Below are 15,799 nucleotides of genomic sequence, written 5' to 3'. Positions count from 1 at the left end.
CACGCCCCGGGCGGCCCCGCCGCGGCCCGGGGCGAGCTGTTCCGGGGGCATCCGCGCAGGTAGCGTCCGGGTCATGGACAGCGGATACGACACCCGGGGTGCCGGGATCACCGTGCGGCGGGCGCTGGAGCTGCCCGGGCTGCGCAGTGGGCTGCCGGAGATCGTGGCGGGCGCCGACCGGTTGGGGCGCACGGTGCGCTGGGTGCACGCGGGCGAGGTGCCGAACATCGCCTCGCTGCTCAAGGGCGGCGAGCTGCTGCTGACCACCGGGTACGGGCTGGGCACCCGGCCGGCCGACCAGCGGGCGTTCGTGCGCACCCTGGCCGAGCGGGGCATCGCGGCCCTCGTCGTCGAGCTCGGTCCGCGCTTCGCACGGCTGCCCGCGGCGCTGGTGGAGTCGGCCCGGGCGGCGGATCTGCCGCTGGTCCAGCTGCACCGCGAGGTGCCGTTCGTGACGGTCACCGAGGAGATCCACACCGAGATCGTCAACGGCCACTACGCGCTGCTGCAGCGCGCGGAGGAGGTGCACCGCCGGTGCACCGAGGCGCTGCTGCGCGGCGGCGGTGTCCCGCAGGTGCTGGAGATCCTGGCCGGGTTCACCGGCAACCCGGTCTTCCTGGAGACCACCGACGGGCAGTTGCTGTACGCGGCCGGGGAGGGTCCCGAGGGCGCGGACCCGCTCCAGGTGTGGGAGGGGCTGCGAGACCGGCACCAGGACGATCCGCCGGCCGGTTCGGCGCTGGTGGACGTGCCCGGCGGCGGCCCGGGCAGCGGCGGCGTACGGGCGCGGCTGGTGCTGCTGCCGGTGCGCAGCGCGCCGGAGCCGGTGCACCGGATGGCGGCGGAGCGGGCGGCGGGCATCCTCGCCGTGGTGCTGATGCAGGCCCGTCAGGAGGAGGAGCTGGCGGCGCGCGGGCGGGGGGACTTCCTCAACGACCTCGCCGAGGGCCGGGTGTCCGCCGGGGACGCGCCGGCGCAGGCGCGGGTGCTGGGGTTCAAGCCGGGCGCGGGGCCGTTGTTGCCGGTGGTGATGCGGCTCGGCGACATGCTGTCGCCGCAGGGCGGTGGGTGGGCGGTGCTGGCCCGCGCGGTGGGCGGGGAGCTGGCCTCGCTCGGGGTGCCGGTGCTGCTGGGTGTGCGGCCGGTCGAGGGGCGGGTGCCGCTGCTGCTCGGGCTGCGCGCGGAGGCGGACCGGCCGGCGGTCGCGGACCGGGTGGCGGCGGCGCTGCGGGCGGGCGTGGAGCGTGCGGGGTTGCTGCGTCCCGGGGGCGGGCCGCCGGTCGTGGTGGTCGGGCCGGCCGCCGGCGGCTGGGCGGCCGCCGCCACGGGGCTGCGGCACGCGGCGGAGACGGCGACGGCGGCGCAGGGGCTGCCGGACCGGCCCTGGCACGACGCCCGGCGCCTCGACATCGACCTGCTGCTGTGGCGGCTGCGCGACCATCCGGACCTGGCGGCGTTCGTGGACCGGGCGATCGGTGCGGTGCTGGACCACGACCGCCGTTCCAGGCCGCCGCTGCTGCCCACGCTGGAGACGTATCTGGCGCATGCGGGCCGCAAGGCGGAGACGGCCCGGGAACTGCACCTGAACCGGCAGACGCTCTACAACCGGCTCGCCCGCATCGGCGAGCTGCTGGGCACCGACCTGGACGACCCGCAGACGGTGCTGACGTTGAGCCTGGCGCTGCGGGCCCGGCGGCACGCGCAGTGACGCCCCGGGGTCAGACCAGCGGCCGGGGCCGGGTCAACTCGTCGTAGACGCTGAGCACTTGGGCGACCGTCTCGTCCTCGGTCGGCCAGGTCGCGGCCTGCCGCACGCCCCGTTCCGCGAGCAGTTCCCGGCGTCCGGGATCGCCCAGCAGCCGGCCGACGGCGTCGGCGAGCGCCCGGGCGTTGCCGTACGGGACGAGTTCGGCGGCGTCACCGACGAGCTCGGGGATGCCGCCGACGGCGGTCGCGACGAGCGGCACGCGCGCGCGGAGCGCCTCCTGGGCGAGCGGCGAGCGGGCCTCCCAGCGGCTGGGCAGCAGCGCGAGGTCGGCGGCGGCGAGCAGGTCTGCGACGTCGTCGCGCCGGCCGAGGAGCCGGACGGGCAGGTCCTCGCTCTCGATGCGGCGCCGGAGTGCGCCCTGCAGCGGCCCCTCCCCTGCGATCACCACGAGCGGCACGGGGTCCAGGCGCAGCCAGGCGTGCGCGGCGTCGAGCAGGACGTCGTGGCCCCGGTGCCGTTCCAGGGAGCCGACGGCGAGCAGCAACGGGCGTTCCACGGCGCCGAGTTCGGCCCGGATCTTGGACCGGGTCCGGTCGGGCTCGTCCCGTACGGGCGGGACGCGCCGCCCGGGCAGGGACACGGCGGCCAGCCGTGCGTCCCGCGCTCCGGTGCGGCGCGCCCGGTCGACGAGCGCGGAGGTCGTCCCGAACACCACGGTGGCGGCCTTGGCGACGCGCCGTTCCAGCAGGCGCAGGAAGTGGGAGCGCGGGCCGTCGGCGTGCGCGCGGTCGTGCCAGGTGACGATCAGCGGGGTGCTCCGGCCGCTGAGGGCGAGCGCGGTGCGGAAGGAGGCGTGCAGCCCGTGTGCGTGGACCAGGTCGGCGCCGGTGCAGGCGGCGCGCAGCGCGGCCACCGAGGCCGGGTCGCTGCTGCGCGGCACGTGCACGTGTTCGGCACCCACTCCGGTGAAGTCGTAGGTGTGATCGGCCTCCAGAGGGGCGCACACCGTGACGCGCACGCCCCGCGCGACGAGCCCCGCGGCCAGCGAGCGCACGTGGGCGCTGCCGGCGGCATGGCCGCCGCCCAGCACCTGCACGGTGCGCAGCGGTGACTGGCCGTGCGGTGAGTGGCTGCTCACGGGGGTCACGTGGCCGGGCTCCTGGTTCGGGTCTGACGGTCACGGGGGAACGTACCGAGGGATCCTGCGGGAGGGGTGTACCGCGCGGGTTCCTACGCGTACTCCGTCAAGCATGCCAGCCCTCACTCCCCTTCCGGCACCGTCGCGTCCACCCGCACGGCAGCCCGCAGTTCACCTCATCACCCGTACGAGTGATGGGCTCGGGTGGGAACGCCCGGCTCCGCGCGCCTCCTCGCGCCGGTGAACGCGCGGAGCGGTGTCCGGGGTCGGACGTCCGGATCGGCCCGCGGCGCCGAGACGATCCGGACGACAGGACCTAGGCCGGGACGATCCGGACGAAAGGGCCCGACGCCGGGACGATCCGGACGACAGGACCTAGCCGTCCGCCCGTGCGGCCGCCAGCAGTTCCTCCGCGTGGGCGCGGGCGGTCTCGGAGTCCTCCTGGCCGGCGAGCATCCGGGACAACTCCCGGATCCGGTCCTCCCCTTCGAGGACCTTCACGCCGGACCGGGTGACCGACCCGTCGTTGGTCTTCTCGACGAGGAGCTGCCGGTCGGCGAACGCGGCGACCTGCGGCAGGTGCGTGACGACCACGACCTGCGCCGTCTTCGCCAGCCGTGCGAGCCGCCGGCCGATCTCCACCGCGGCCTTGCCGCCGACGCCGGCGTCCACCTCGTCGAAGAGGTACGTCGGCACGGGATCGGTGCCGGCGAACACCACCTCGACGGCCAGCATCACGCGCGACAGTTCACCGCCCGAGGCGCCCTTGGCGATGGGCCGGGGCGGCGCTCCGGGGTGCGGGGCCAGCAGCAGTTCGACCTCGTCCACGCCCGACGGGCCGTAGGCGACCGTGCGGCCGCCGACCTCGACGCCCTCCGGGTCCTCGGTCTGCCGGATGTCGAAGGAGACCCGTGCGTGCGGCATGGCGAGCGAGGCCAGTTCGGCCGTCACGGCCGCCGCGAACCGCTCCGCCGCCTCCGTGCGGGCGTCGGTCAGCTGCTGCGCGAGCACGCCCAGTTCGGCGCGGAGCGCGTCGCGTTCGGCGGTGAGTTCCCCGATCCGCTCGTCGTCGCCGTCCAGTTCGGTCAGCCGCGCGGCGCTCCGCTCGGCCCAGGCGAGGACGCCGGCGACGTCCTCGCCGTACTTGCGGATCAGTCCGGTGAGCGCCGCCCGCCGTTCCTCGACGGCCGCCAGCCGCAGCGGATCGGCGTCCAGGTCGTCGGCGTACCCGGCGAGCTCCCCGGCGACGTCGCGCAGCAGGATGCCGATCTCGCCGATCCGGTCGGTGAGCGCGGCCAGTACGGGATCGTGCGCCCGTACGGCTTCCAGGGCCCGCTGGGCGCCCGCGACGAGCGTCCCGGCGTCGACGCCCTCGGGGTCCTCCGGGTTGCCCGCGAGGGCGGCGTGCGCGACGGCTGCGGCGGACGCCAGGGCCTCGGCGTGCCCGAGCCGCTGGGCCTCCTCGGCCAGTTCGACGTCCTCGCCGGCACGGGGCTCCACGGCGGCGATCTCCTCGAGCCCGAAGCGGAGCATGTCGGCCTCCTGGGCCCGCTCACGCGCGCGGGTGGTGATCTCCTCCAGCTCGGTGGTGACGGCCCGCAACCGCTTGTAGGCGTCCGCGTACTTGCCGAGCGGCGCGGCGACCGCGTGACCGGCGTACCGGTCGAGCGCCTGCCGCTGCCGGGACAGCTTCAGCAGCCCCTGCTGGTCGGTCTGCCCGTGCACGGCCACCAGGTCGTCGGCGAGCTCGGCCAGCAGCCCCACGGGCACGCTCCGTCCGCCCAGGTGCGCCCGCGAGCGTCCCTCGGCGGAAACGGTGCGGCTGACCAGCAGCGTCCCGTCCTCCAGCTCGGCCCCGGCGTCCTCGGCCCGTACGACGGCCGCGGAGCCCTCGGGCACGGCGATCCGTCCCTCGACGACCGCGTTGCGCGCGCCGATCCGCACCAGGGCCGCATCCGCGCGTCCGCCCAGCAGCAGGCCCAGGCTGGTGACCACCATGGTCTTGCCCGCGCCCGTCTCGCCGGTGACGGCGGTGAAGCCGGGCGACAGCTCGACGACAGCGTCGTCGATGACTCCGAGCGACCGTATCCGCATCTCCTCCAACACGGACACGACCTTACGAGGTCCGGGCCGGGGAGTGCGACCGCCCCACCCTTGTCACCCGGGCGAGTGGCAGCGCCGCTCGAGGGCCCGTGGCCGGGGCGGCGTGCGCCGCGCCGCGTGGGAGCGACAGCCACACACGACCCGCACACGCCTCCCACTACGGCACCGGACGCCCGGACGCCCGGGCATCAGTGCGGTGCGCCCCGCCAGCCCGACACGGGCAGGGCGAACTTCGCGACCAGCCGGTCCGTGAACGAGGCGTGGTGCAGCCGGGCCAGCCGCACCGGCACCGCCCCGCGCCGCACCTCCACCCGCGCGCCCGGCGGCAGCTCCACGGTCCGCCGCCCGTCGCACCACAGCACACCCGGCGGGACGTGCGGCAGCACCTCCACCGCGAGCACCGAGTCCGGCGAGGTCACCAGCGGCTTGGCGAACAGCGCGTGGGCGCTGATCGGCACCATCAGCAGCGCCTCGACCTCGGGCCACACCACGGGCCCGCCCGCGGAGAACGCGTACGCGGTCGAACCGGTCGGTGTGGCGCACACGATCCCGTCGCAGCCGAACCCGGTGACCGGCCGCCCGTCGATCTCCAGCACGACCTCCAGCATCCGCTCGGCGGACACCTTCTGCACGGCCGCCTCGTTCAGCGCCCAGTCGGTGTGCACGATGTCGCCGTTGCGGTGCACGACCACGTCGACGGTCATGCGTTCCTCGACCTCGTACGCCTTGCTCACGACGCGGTCGACGACCTTGTCCAGGTCGTCGCGCTCGGCCTCGGCGAGGAAGCCGACCCGCCCGAGGTTGACGCCGAGCATCGGCACACCGGAGGCGCGGGCGAACTCGGCGCCGCGCAGCAGCGTGCCGTCACCGCCGAGCACGATCAGCAGCTCACAGCCGTCCAGGCACTGCGGGGTGGCCTCCTTGACGGTCTCCACGTGGTCCGGCAGCGGCAGGTCGCGCGCCTCGTCCTCCAGCACCCGGACCCCGAGCCCGGAGCGCAGCAGCCCCTTGACGACGAGCTCGGCACTGCGGACGGCCGCGGGCCGCCCGGTGTGGGCGAGCAGGAAAACAGTACGAGCTCGGTTCTCTGTCAACGCGGCCCCTCCGCCACTGCACGCTCGACATCGGCCGGGTCCAGTTCCTCAGCACCGGCCCGCAGCCACAGAAAGTACTCGACATTGCCCGAGGGCCCGGGCAGCGGACTGGCCGTCACGCCCTTCGTCCCGAGCCCCAGCTCCCAGGCCCGGTCCGCCACCCCGCGCACGGCCTCGGCGCGCAGTTCGGGGCTGCGGACGACGCCGCCGCTGCCCAGCCGCTCCTTGCCCACCTCGAACTGCGGCTTGACCATCATCACCAGGTCGGCGTCCGGTTCCACGCACCGCTTGAGCGCGGGCAGCACCAGTCCGAGCGGGATGAACGACAGATCCCCCACGACAAGGTCCACAGGCTTCCCGTCGATCGCCTCGAGCGTCAACTCGCGTACGTTCGTACGGTCCTTGACGGTGACGCGTTCATCGTTCTGCAGCGACCAGGCGAGTTGTCCGTAGCCGACGTCGACGGCGACCACGTGCGCCGCTCCGGCCCGCAGCAGGACGTCGGTGAAGCCGCCGGTGGAGGCGCCGGCGTCGAGGGCCCGCCGTCCGGCGACGACCAGCCCGCGCGGCACGAACACGTCGAGTGCGCCGGCCAGCTTGTGGCCTCCGCGCGAGACGTAGTCGGGGTCGCCCGCGTCCTCGGCGACGACGATCGCGGCGGCGGTCTCCACCTGTGTGGCGGGCTTGGTCGCGACCGTCCTGCCGACGCTGACCCGCCCGGCGGCGATCAGCTGGCTGGCGTGCTCACGCGAGCGCGCGAGCTTACGGCGGACCAGCTCCGCGTCCAGACGGCGGCGTGCGACTCCTGCCACGTTCGGTTCAGCTCCTGTGTCCGTGGGTCGAAGGGGACGGGTGGCCCGAAGGGCCGGGTCGGGGGGCCGGGCCGGAAGGTGCCGGCTGGGCGTCGAGCGCGGTGAGCGCGTCGCGCAGCCCCCGGTGCACATCCTCGTACACCTCCAGGTGGCCGTCCGTGGTGAGGTGGTCGGCGTCGGCCAGCCGCTCCACGTGGGCGTCCACGGCGGCGTGGCCGGTGGGGGTGCGGGGGACGCCCAGGGGGGCGGGGACGGCGGGGGCGTCGTCCGGCACCTCCGGGGACTCCAGGGGGTCCGGGGCATCCGGGGCCTCTAGGGCCTCCGGGCCGTCGTCGGAGACCGAGGACTCCAGGGGCTCCAGGGCGTCCAGGGCGTCGTCGGGTGGTGGCTGGGGCGCGGGGGGCTCCTGCTCCACGGTGGCCGGCCCGGCGTCCCGCGCCTCGGGTACTGCGTCGTTCATGCCCCGACGCTACCGCGAACGGCTGCGGTACCGTCGTGGGCGATGGCGACGATCGAGGAGTGCCGTGCGGCACTCGACAGGCTTTCGGACAACATGCAGCACGCCGAGGGTGACGTCCGCGCGGCCGCGGCGATGGACCGTTCGGTCAGTTGCCACATCACCGACCTGGACGTGACCTTCGCCGGCCGGCTCACCGGCGGCCGGATCGAGGTGCGCGACACGTTCTCCGGCCCGCCGCGGGAGAGGGCGCAGATCCGGCTCGCGATGTCGGGCGGCGACCTGGTGGCCCTGGTCGGCGGCGAGCTGCACTTCGCCAGGGCCTGGGGGTCGGGCCGGGTGCGGCTGGAGGCGGGGCTGCGCGACCTGTTCCGCCTCAGGAAGCTGCTGTAGCTCCGCTCGGCCGAGCTGACGCAGCCGCTCGCGGGCAGGTCCACCGCCGCGGCCGCTCGGCCCTTCCGGGCCGCGCTCAGCGGATCGTGCCCGCGCCCACCTTCTCGGCCCTGTCCCCGCGGCCGGCCCCGGCGCGGGCCCTGCGTGCCGCCGGCACGATCAGCGGCGTGCCCGTCTCGGGGTCGTCGATGACCTGGCAGCGCAGTCCGAAGACCTCCTCGACCAGCTCGGCGGTGACGATGTCGTTCGGCGCGCCCTGGGCGATGACCTTCCCGCCGCGCAGGGCGATGAGGTGGGTGGCGTAGCGGGCCGCGTGGTTGAGGTCGTGGAGGACGGCGACGAGGGTGCGCCCCTGCTCCTCGTGCAGGTCGGCGCAGAGGTCCAGTACGTCGATCTGGTGCTGGATGTCCAGGTAGGTGGTCGGCTCGTCGAGCAGCAGCAGCGGGGTCTGCTGGGCCAGTGCCATGGCGATCCACACGCGCTGTCGCTGGCCGCCGGACAGCTCGTCGACGTAGCGTTCGGCGAGTTCGGCGACGCCGGTGTGGGCCATCGACTCCTGGACGACCCGCTCGTCCTCGGCCGACCACTGCCGCAGCAGGCCCTGGTGCGGGTAGCGGCCGCGGCCGACCAGGTCTCCGACGGTGATCCCGTCGGGCGCGATCGACGACTGGGGCAGCAGGCCGAGGGTCCGGGCGACCTTCTTCGCGGGCATCGACTGGATGGCCTGCCCGTCGAGCAGGACCCGTCCCTCGCTCGGCTTCAGCATCCGCGACAGGGCCCGAAGCAGCGTCGACTTGCCGCACGCGTTGGGGCCGACGATCACGGTGAAGGAGTTGTCCGGTATCTCCACCGACAGCTGTTCGGCGATGACCCGCTGGTCGTAGGCCAGGGTGACGTTCTCGGCGGACAGTCGGTTCACGGTGCTCCTTCGGTGGTTCGGCCCGCCGCCGGCGGTGGTGGTGACGGTGGCGGTGTTCATATCCGGCCCGCCCTGCGCTCGGTGACCAGCAGCCACAGCAGGTAGACACCGCCGAGGACGCCGGTGACCACGCCCACGGGCAACTGGCCGGCGCCGAACGCCCGCTGCGACAGCCAGTCGGCGGTGACCAGCAGCGCGGCGCCCATCACCATGGCGGGCACGAGGTTGGGGCCGGGCGAACGGGTCAGCCGCCGGGCGAGCTGCGGGGCGGTGAGGGCGACGAAGCCGACCGGTCCCGCGGCGGCCGTCGCGGACGCGGTGAGCAGCACCGCCGACAGCATCAGCAGCAGCCGTACGCGCTCGACCCGCACTCCGAGGGCGTACGAGACGTCGTCGCCCATCTCCATCATCCGCAGGCCGCGGGAGTTGACGAGCACCAGGGGGACGAGGACGGCGCACAGGGCGAGCAGGGGCCAGACCTGGTTCCAGTCGCGGCCGTCGAGCGACCCGGTCATCCAGACGACGGCGCGGGCCGCGTCGACGATGTCGGACTTGGTGAGCAGATAGCCGTTGACCGCCGTGACGATCGCGGAGACACCGATACCGACCAGGACCAGCCGGTATCCGTGCACGCCCCGCTTCCAGGCGAGCACGTAGATGGCGAATCCGGTCACCAGTCCGCCGACGAGCGCGCCGAGGGCGACCTGGGCGGCGCTGCCGGAGAACAGCACGATCATGGTGAGCGCACCGGCCGTCGCGCCCTGTCCGAGGCCGAGTACGTCCGGACTGCCGAGCGGGTTGCGGGAGATGGACTGGAACAGGGCGCCGCCGAGACCGAGCGAGGCGCCGACGAGCAGTCCGACCAGGACGCGGGGCAGCCGCAGTTCGGTGACGATGAACTCCTGTCCGGCGTTGCCGTCGCCGACCAGGGTGCGGAGCACGTCGGCGGCGGGGATCGGGAAGTCTCCGGTGCCGATCAGCACGACGCTCGCGGTGAGCGCGGCGAGCAGGAGCAGGACGACGACGGTGAGGGCGCGCACGTCCAGCCGGACGGAGAGGCCGCCGGGGGTGCGCACCGCGCGGTTGGTCTTCACAGCTGGGCCGTCCTCCGCCGTCGTACGAGATAGATGAAGACCGGGCCGCCGAGGATCGCGGTGATGATGCCGACCTGGAGTTCGGCGGGCCGGGCCACGATCCGGCCGAGCACGTCGGCGCCGAGCAGCAGCACGGGCGACAGGATCGCCGCGTACGGCAGGATCCAGCGCAGGTCGGGCCCGGTGAAGGAGCGCACGACGTGCGGCACCATCAGGCCGACGAACATGATCGGCCCGCAGGCGGCGGTCGCGGCCCCGCACAGCACGGTCGCGGCGAGCATGGACAGCGCCCGGGTGCGGTTGAGGTTGGCGCCGAGTGCCTTGGCGGTGTCGTCGCCCATGGCCATGGCGTTGAGCGGCCGGGCGAGCGCGAGCGCCAGCACGAAGCCGGCCAGCAGGAAGGGCAGTACCTGGGTGATGGTCGAGTCGGTGCCCGTGGACAGGGAGCCCACGGTCCAGAAGCGCATCCGGCCGAGGGCCGCGTCGTCCAGGATCATGATGGCCTGGAGGTAGCCGTACAGCGCGGCGCTGATGGCCGTGCCGGCGAGGGCGAGCCGTACCGGCGTCGCGCCCCTGCTGCCGCCGAGGAACCACACCAGGGCGCCGACCGCCGCCGCACCGCAGAACGCGAACCACACGTATCCGGACAGCGAGGTGACGCCGAGGAACGTGATGGCGCTGACGACGGCGGCGGAGGCGCCGGCGTTGATGCCGAGCAGTCCGGGGTCGGCCAGCGGGTTGCGGGTGAGCGCCTGGAGGACGGCGCCCGCGAGGCCGAGCGCGGCGCCGACGAGCAGGCCCAGCAGGGTGCGTGACAGCCTGTCGGCGACGACGACGTCGCCGTAGGTGCCCGACTCCTCGAACAGGCCGTGCCAGACCTGCTCCAGGGACAGCTCCTTCGCGCCGACCACGATGCTCGCCACGGCGACGAGCAGCAGGATCACGACGGAGACGAGCAGCCCGAGGAGGCGTACGGCCCGGCGGTTCGGGGGCGCGGCGGCAGTGCCCGCGCGCTGTTCTGGGGGACTCTCGACCAACACGCAGGTTAGGTTAGCCTACCCTGCCATGGTTCACGATCTCCGGCACGGGCACCCGGCGCCGCGGGCCCCGGCGCCGCGGGCCCCGGCGCCAGCGGCCCGGCGCCAACGGCCCGGCGCCAACGGCCCGGCGCCAACGGCCCGGACGTCGGGGCTCCGGACTCCGGAGGCGCGGGTGGTCCGGGCCGTGTCTCACAACTCCAGCCGCGCCAGGGCCTTTCCGCCGTCCAGTTCGCAGACACCGTCCCCGGCCGCCGTCCACGCCGCCGCGCACAGCGCCCGCAGTCCGTCCAGCGCGTCGCCGTCCCCGTCCAGCTCCAGTGCTCCGCCGCCGGCCGTCGCCGTCCAGCCACCGCACCGGAATCCGTCACCGGCCGCGACGACCTCGGGCTGTCCGGTGAGCATCCCGCGCAGGTCGGCGTCGACGTACGTCGGCCGGTGCTGCGGCGGCGCGGCGAGCAGGTGCGCGCCGTCGGTCACTCCGGTCAGCACCAGCAGCGAGTCGACCTCGCCGTTGAACGCTCCCTCGATGTCCGTGTCCAGCCGGTCCCCCACCACCAGCGGCCGTTCGGCACCGGTGCGCAGGATCGTCTCGCGGTGCATCGGCGGCAGCGGCTTGCCCGCGACCTGCGGTTCGGCGCCGGTGGCGATCCGTACGACCTCCACGGCCGCGCCGTTGCCGGGGGCGATGCCGCGCCCGCTGGGAATGGTCAGGTCGGTGTTGGACGCGAACCACGGCACGCCCCGCCTGATGGCGTAGCACGCCTCCGCGAACCGGCCCCACGGCAACTCGGGCCCGCCGTAGCCCTGTACGACCGCGACCGGGTCGTCGTCCGCCGACTCCACCGGCTCCAGCCCGCGTTCACGCAACGCCACCCGCAGCCCTTCGCCGCCGATCACCAGCACCCGGGAGCCCTGCGGCACCTGTTCGCCGATCAGCCGGGCGACGGCCTGCGCGGAGGTGATGACGTCGTCGGGTCGCGCCGGCACGCCGATGTCGGTCAGGTGCGCGGCGACGACGTCCGGGGTGCGCAGGGCGTTGTTGGTCACATAGGCGAGGTGCATGCCGCCCGCGCGGGCCGCGGCGAGCGATTCGACGGCGTGCGCGATCGCGGTCCCGCCCGCGTACACCACTCCGTCGAGGTCGAGCAGCGCCGTGTCGTACGCCTCGCTCAGGGCCTGCCCACTGCCCTCGGGCCTCGTCCGTACGCTCCGGCTCATTCTGCATCGCTCCTCGTTCGACGGCTTTCCCCCGATCATCCCCCATGCCGCCGGCACCCGTACGATGCCTGGATGAACACAGCAGGTCACTCGGAAGCGAAGGCGCCCCGGGGCCTGGAACTCACTCCGTTCCGTGGCCTTCGTTACGACCCGGACCGGGTCGGCAGCCTGGCCGCCGTGACATCACCGCCGTACGACGTCGTGGTGCGCCCCGACGGCCTGCACCACCTCCAGTCCGCGGACCCGTTCAACATCGTCCGGCTGATCCTGCCGGAGGCGGACACGCCGGAGGCGCGCAACGCCCAGGCCGCCGACACGCTGCGCCGCTGGCGCTCGGAGGGCGTCCTGACCGCCGATCCCGAGCCGGGTCTGTACGTGTACGAGCAGCGCGACGGCGACGGCATGCTGCAACGGGGCATCATCGGCGCCCTGCGCGTGTCCGACCCCGACGAGCGGGTGGTCCTGCCGCACGAGGACGTGATGCCGCACGTCGTCGCCGACCGGGCGGACCTCATGCGGGCCACGTCCGCGAACCTCGAACCGCTGCTGCTCACCTACCGAGGCGACGGCTCGGCGGCCGTCACGGCCGGTCTGATCGAGCGCACCGCCGGCCGGCCGCCGCTCCTGGCGACCACCACGGAGGACGGTTTCCGCCACCGGCTGTGGTCGGTCACGGATCCGGCCGATCTGGCCGCGGTCCGGCGGGAGATCGCCGGTCACCAGGCGCTGATCGCCGACGGCCACCACCGTTGGGCGACGTACCGCCGGCTGCGCGCGGAGCATCCTTCTCCCGGTCCGTGGGACCACGGCCTGGTCCTCCTCGTGGACACGGCCCGCTATCCGCTGCGCGTCCGCGCCATCCACCGTCTGCTGCACGGACTTGCCGTCGCGGACGCCGTGGCGGCGCTCAACGGCCTGTTCCGGGTGCGCCGCGTGGACGCCCCGCTGGACGGGGCGATGGACGTGTTGGCGGAGGCGGCCGCGGACGGCAACGCGTTCCTCCTGGCCGGTGACGGTGCCTTCCATCTCGTGGACCGTCCGGATCCGGAGCTGCTGGCCCGCACCGTTCCGGTGGACCGGCCGGTGGCGTGGCGCACCCTGGACGCGACGGTCCTGCACGCCACGCTCCTCGACCACGTCTGGCGTGTGCCGGACTCTCCCGGCCACATCGCGTACATCCACGACACGGCCGCCACGGTCGACAAGGCGTGTCGCGACGGCGGTACGGCCGTGCTGATGCATCCGGTGCACGAGGACGTCGTCCGCGACCTCGCACGTCAGGGTGTCACGATGCCCCGCAAGTCGACGTCGTTCGGCCCGAAGCCGGCGTCGGGCCTGGTGCTGCGCGCGCTCGACCTCTGAACCCGCAGACGGAAAGGGGGCGGGTCTCCTTGCGGGACCCGCCCCTTCACTTACCGTCGCGTGCCGTGGACGTCAGTCCTTGTCGTCCTCGACGTCCCCGTCGGCGCGGGCGTCGTCGCCCTCGCTCTCGTCCTCGTCCTCGCCGAGGGCGTCGGTGAACTCGACGCCGTCCAGTTCGGCCAGCCGGTCGGAGGCGTCCGTGCTGCCGTCCCGGTCGGCCTCGACGGCCTTGGCGAACCACTCGCGTGCCTCGCCGTTCCGTCCGGCGGCGAGCAGCGCGTCGGCGTAGGCGTACCGGAGCCGCGCGGTCCACGGCTGTACGGAGTTGGACGCCAGTTCGGAGCTCTGCAGCGTGACGATGGCCGCGTCCAGCTGCCCCAGGTCGCGTCGGGCGCCGGCCGCGACGAGCCGCATCTCGACCTGCCCGGCCTTGTCGAGCTTCTGCACCTCGGGCGCACCGGCCATGTCCAGTGCCTTCTCCGGCCGTCCGAGCCCTCGCTCGCAGTCGGCCATGAGGGGCCACAGTTCCACGGTTCCGGTCATCCGCCGCGCGGCCCGGAACTCGGCGAGCGCCTCGGCGTACTTCTGGTTGGCGTAGGCGGCGAACCCGGCGGCCTCCCGTACGGCGGCGACGCGCGACGCCAGCCTCAGGGCCACCCTGGAGTAGCCGTACGCGCCCTCGGGGTCCTCGTCGATCAGCCTGGCGACCATGACGAGGTTCTTGGCGACGTCCTCGGCGAGCGTCTTGGGCAGGCTCTGCAGCTCCTGCCGTACGTCCTTGTCGATCTCCTCGCCGGTGACGTCCTCGGGGATGGGCAGCCGCTTGATGGGCTCGCGGTCCCGGTCACGCTCGTCGCGGAACCGCCCGCCGCCGCCCTGCCTGTCGTCCCGCCCGCGGAACCCGCCGGGACGGCCGCCGCGGTCGTCACGGCGCGGCCCGCGCCCACGGTCGTCCCGGCCCCGGAAGCCACCACGGCCGCCACCCCGGCTGTCGTCCCGACGGCTGTCGTCCCGGCCCCGGAAGCCACCGCGGTCCCCGCCCCGGCTGTCGTCACGGCGGCTGTCGTCCCGGCGGAACCCACCACGGTCACCGCGGTAGTCACGGTCGCCGCGGTGGTCGCGGTCTCCGCGTGTGTCGGTACGTTCGGCGCGATCCGTACGTCCGGTGCGCTCGGTGCCGCGGTTGTCGTCACGGCGGTAGCCGCCGCGGCTGTCGTCGCGTCCCCGGTAGCCACCGCGGTCGCCGCCCCGGCTGTCCTCACGGCGACTGTCGTCACGGCGGAACCCACCCCGGTCGCCCCGGTCGGATCGATCGTCACGGCCTCGGAACCCACCGCGGTCCCCGCGGTGGTCACGGTCGCCGCGGCTGTCGTCGCGTCCGCGGTAGCCACCGCGGTCGCCGCCCCGGCTGTCGTCACGGCGGCTGTCGTCCCGGCGGAAACCGCCGCGGTCACCGCGGTCACCTCGGTCGTCGCGGCCGCCCCGGAAGCCTCCGCGATCACCGCCACGCTCGTCGCCTCGCCGATCGTCACGCCGGCCATAGCCACGGTCGTCATCGCGCCGGCCGTAACCGCGGTCGTCGTCACGTCGGCCATAACCGCGGTCGTCACGTCGGCCGTAGCCGCGGTCGTCGTCGCGCCGGAAGGCGGGGCGCTCGCGGTCACCGTCGCGTCGGTCGTCCCTGCGATCGTCGCGGCGATCGTCGCGGCGGTCATCCCGGCGATCGTCCCTGCGGTCGTCTCGGCCGCGGTAACCACCGCGTTCTCCACCGCGGTTGTCGTCCCGTCCTCGGAAGCCACCGCGCTCGGGCCGGCCGCCGCTGCGGTCGTCGCGGCGGAAGCCGCGGTCACGGTCGGTGCCTCGACGCGGGCCGCCGCGCTGGCCGCCACGGTCAGCCCGGTCGGAACGGTCACCACTGTCCCGTCGCCGCTGGTCGCGCTCCGGTCGGTCGTCGGGAGAGTTGGTGGACATCGGTGACTCCTGTCTTCGGTACCGCAAGCATAAATAAAAAAGGACCCCTGGCCCCAGCTGAACGCTGGTGACCAGGGGTCCTTCCAAAGATTGTTCGGCGGCGTCCTACTCTCCCACAGGGTCCCCCCTGCAGTACCATCGGTGCTGTAAGGCTTAGCTTCCGGGTTCGGAATGTAACCGGGCGTTTCCCCTACGCTATGACCACCGAAACCCTAATGGTTTCGAGCGAACAAGCACACTCTTCTATTGTCTGTTCTGCTCAAAGCCGACAACGGTCGTTGTCTCAGAACTAACACAGTGGACGCGAGCAACTGAGGACAAGCCCTCGGCCTATTAGTACCGGTCAACTCCACACGTTACCGTGCTTCCATATCCGGCCTATCAACCCAGTCGTCTACTGGGAGCCTTACCCCATCAAGTGGGTGGGAGCCCTCATCTCGAAGCAGGCTTCCCGCTTAGATGCTTTCAGCGGTTATCCCTCCCGAACGTA

At 73.8% G+C, this 15,799-nt stretch carries 14 protein-coding genes and 2 rRNA genes; 4 read left to right on the top strand and 12 right to left on the bottom strand.

The annotated features are described in order from the left end of the window. Positions 1-73 precede the first annotated feature (73 nt). On the top strand, positions 74-1,708 hold the full coding sequence (locus FGW31_RS27520) for a PucR family transcriptional regulator (protein WP_142196245.1): 1,635 nt from the start codon (positions 74-76) through the stop codon (positions 1,706-1,708). Positions 1,709-1,718: 10 nt separating this feature from the next. Here the strand turns inward: FGW31_RS27520 and FGW31_RS27515 are convergent, their stop codons facing one another. From FGW31_RS27515 to FGW31_RS35765, 5 genes are all read right to left on the bottom strand, one after another. Further along, on the bottom strand, positions 1,719-2,855 hold the full coding sequence (locus FGW31_RS27515; protein ID WP_142196244.1) for a glycosyltransferase family 4 protein: 1,137 nt from the start codon (positions 2,853-2,855) through the stop codon (positions 1,719-1,721). Positions 2,856-3,221: 366 nt separating this feature from the next. Next, positions 3,222-4,940, bottom strand: a complete 1,719-nt coding sequence (gene recN / locus FGW31_RS27510; protein WP_142196394.1) for a DNA repair protein RecN — start codon at positions 4,938-4,940, stop codon at positions 3,222-3,224. A gap of 197 nt (positions 4,941-5,137) precedes the next feature. Then, on the bottom strand, positions 5,138-6,043 hold the full coding sequence (locus FGW31_RS27505; protein WP_142196243.1) for an NAD kinase: 906 nt from the start codon (positions 6,041-6,043) through the stop codon (positions 5,138-5,140). Beyond that, positions 6,040-6,855, bottom strand: a complete 816-nt coding sequence (locus FGW31_RS27500) for a TlyA family RNA methyltransferase (RefSeq protein ID WP_142196242.1) — start codon at positions 6,853-6,855, stop codon at positions 6,040-6,042. Before FGW31_RS27500 ends, FGW31_RS27505 begins: the two co-directional genes overlap by 4 nt. 7 nt (positions 6,856-6,862) lie before the next feature. Beyond that, a complete protein-coding gene (locus tag FGW31_RS35765; RefSeq protein WP_233452583.1) occupies positions 6,863-7,315 on the bottom strand; it encodes a hypothetical protein in 453 nt (150 codons plus the stop codon). Between the two features lie 42 nt (positions 7,316-7,357). Between FGW31_RS35765 and FGW31_RS27490 the strand changes: the two genes are divergently transcribed. Beyond that, a complete protein-coding gene (locus FGW31_RS27490) occupies positions 7,358-7,705 on the top strand; it encodes a sterol-binding protein (protein ID WP_142196241.1) in 348 nt (115 codons plus the stop codon). A 76-nt stretch (positions 7,706-7,781) separates the two neighbouring features. Here FGW31_RS27490 and FGW31_RS27485 read toward each other — a convergent pair whose 3' ends face one another. The 4 genes from FGW31_RS27485 to FGW31_RS27470 form a co-directional block, all read right to left on the bottom strand. After that, positions 7,782-8,684, bottom strand: coding sequence for an ABC transporter ATP-binding protein (locus tag FGW31_RS27485; RefSeq protein WP_142196240.1), 903 nt, complete (start codon positions 8,682-8,684; stop codon positions 7,782-7,784). After that, positions 8,681-9,718, bottom strand: coding sequence for a FecCD family ABC transporter permease (locus FGW31_RS27480; protein WP_142196239.1), 1,038 nt, complete (start codon positions 9,716-9,718; stop codon positions 8,681-8,683). The genes FGW31_RS27485 and FGW31_RS27480 overlap by 4 nt, the downstream gene beginning before the upstream one ends. Further along, positions 9,715-10,758 carry a FecCD family ABC transporter permease gene (locus FGW31_RS27475; RefSeq protein WP_142196238.1) on the bottom strand — a complete coding sequence of 348 codons (1,044 nt, stop codon included), beginning with the start codon at positions 10,756-10,758 and terminating at the stop codon, positions 9,715-9,717. Before FGW31_RS27475 ends, FGW31_RS27480 begins: the two co-directional genes overlap by 4 nt. A gap of 189 nt (positions 10,759-10,947) precedes the next feature. Beyond that, positions 10,948-11,976: an HAD hydrolase-like protein gene (locus FGW31_RS27470; RefSeq protein ID WP_142196237.1), complete on the bottom strand. Its 1,029-nt coding sequence runs from the start codon at positions 11,974-11,976 to the stop codon at positions 10,948-10,950. 72 nt (positions 11,977-12,048) lie between these two features. Between FGW31_RS27470 and FGW31_RS27465 the strand changes: the two genes are divergently transcribed. Beyond that, positions 12,049-13,338: a DUF1015 family protein gene (locus FGW31_RS27465; protein ID WP_142196236.1), complete on the top strand. Its 1,290-nt coding sequence runs from the start codon at positions 12,049-12,051 to the stop codon at positions 13,336-13,338. 72 nt (positions 13,339-13,410) lie between these two features. Here the strand turns inward: FGW31_RS27465 and FGW31_RS35300 are convergent, their stop codons facing one another. Then, a complete protein-coding gene (locus FGW31_RS35300; protein ID WP_194532072.1) occupies positions 13,411-14,157 on the bottom strand; it encodes a tetratricopeptide repeat protein in 747 nt (248 codons plus the stop codon). A 294-nt stretch (positions 14,158-14,451) separates the two neighbouring features. Here FGW31_RS35300 and FGW31_RS36000 point away from each other — a divergent pair, with 294 nt between their 5' ends. After that, positions 14,452-15,315 (top strand): hypothetical protein, encoded by an 864-nt coding sequence (locus FGW31_RS36000; RefSeq protein WP_194532073.1) that lies wholly within the window; start codon positions 14,452-14,454, stop codon positions 15,313-15,315. Positions 15,316-15,401: 86 nt separating this feature from the next. Here FGW31_RS36000 and rrf read toward each other — a convergent pair. Together rrf and FGW31_RS27450 are read right to left on the bottom strand one after the other, a co-directional pair. Continuing rightward, positions 15,402-15,518, bottom strand: a 5S ribosomal RNA gene (gene rrf / locus FGW31_RS27455). 104 nt (positions 15,519-15,622) lie between these two features. Further along, positions 15,623-15,799, bottom strand: a 23S ribosomal RNA gene (locus FGW31_RS27450); the annotation flags it as partial.

Source organism: Streptomyces calvus (genome assembly GCF_006782915.1).
GTDB classification, from domain to species: Bacteria; Actinomycetota; Actinomycetes; order Streptomycetales; family Streptomycetaceae; genus Streptomyces; species Streptomyces calvus.
Note: the sequence above shows the minus strand (reverse complement) of the source record. Positions and strands in the feature narration are given on the sequence as shown.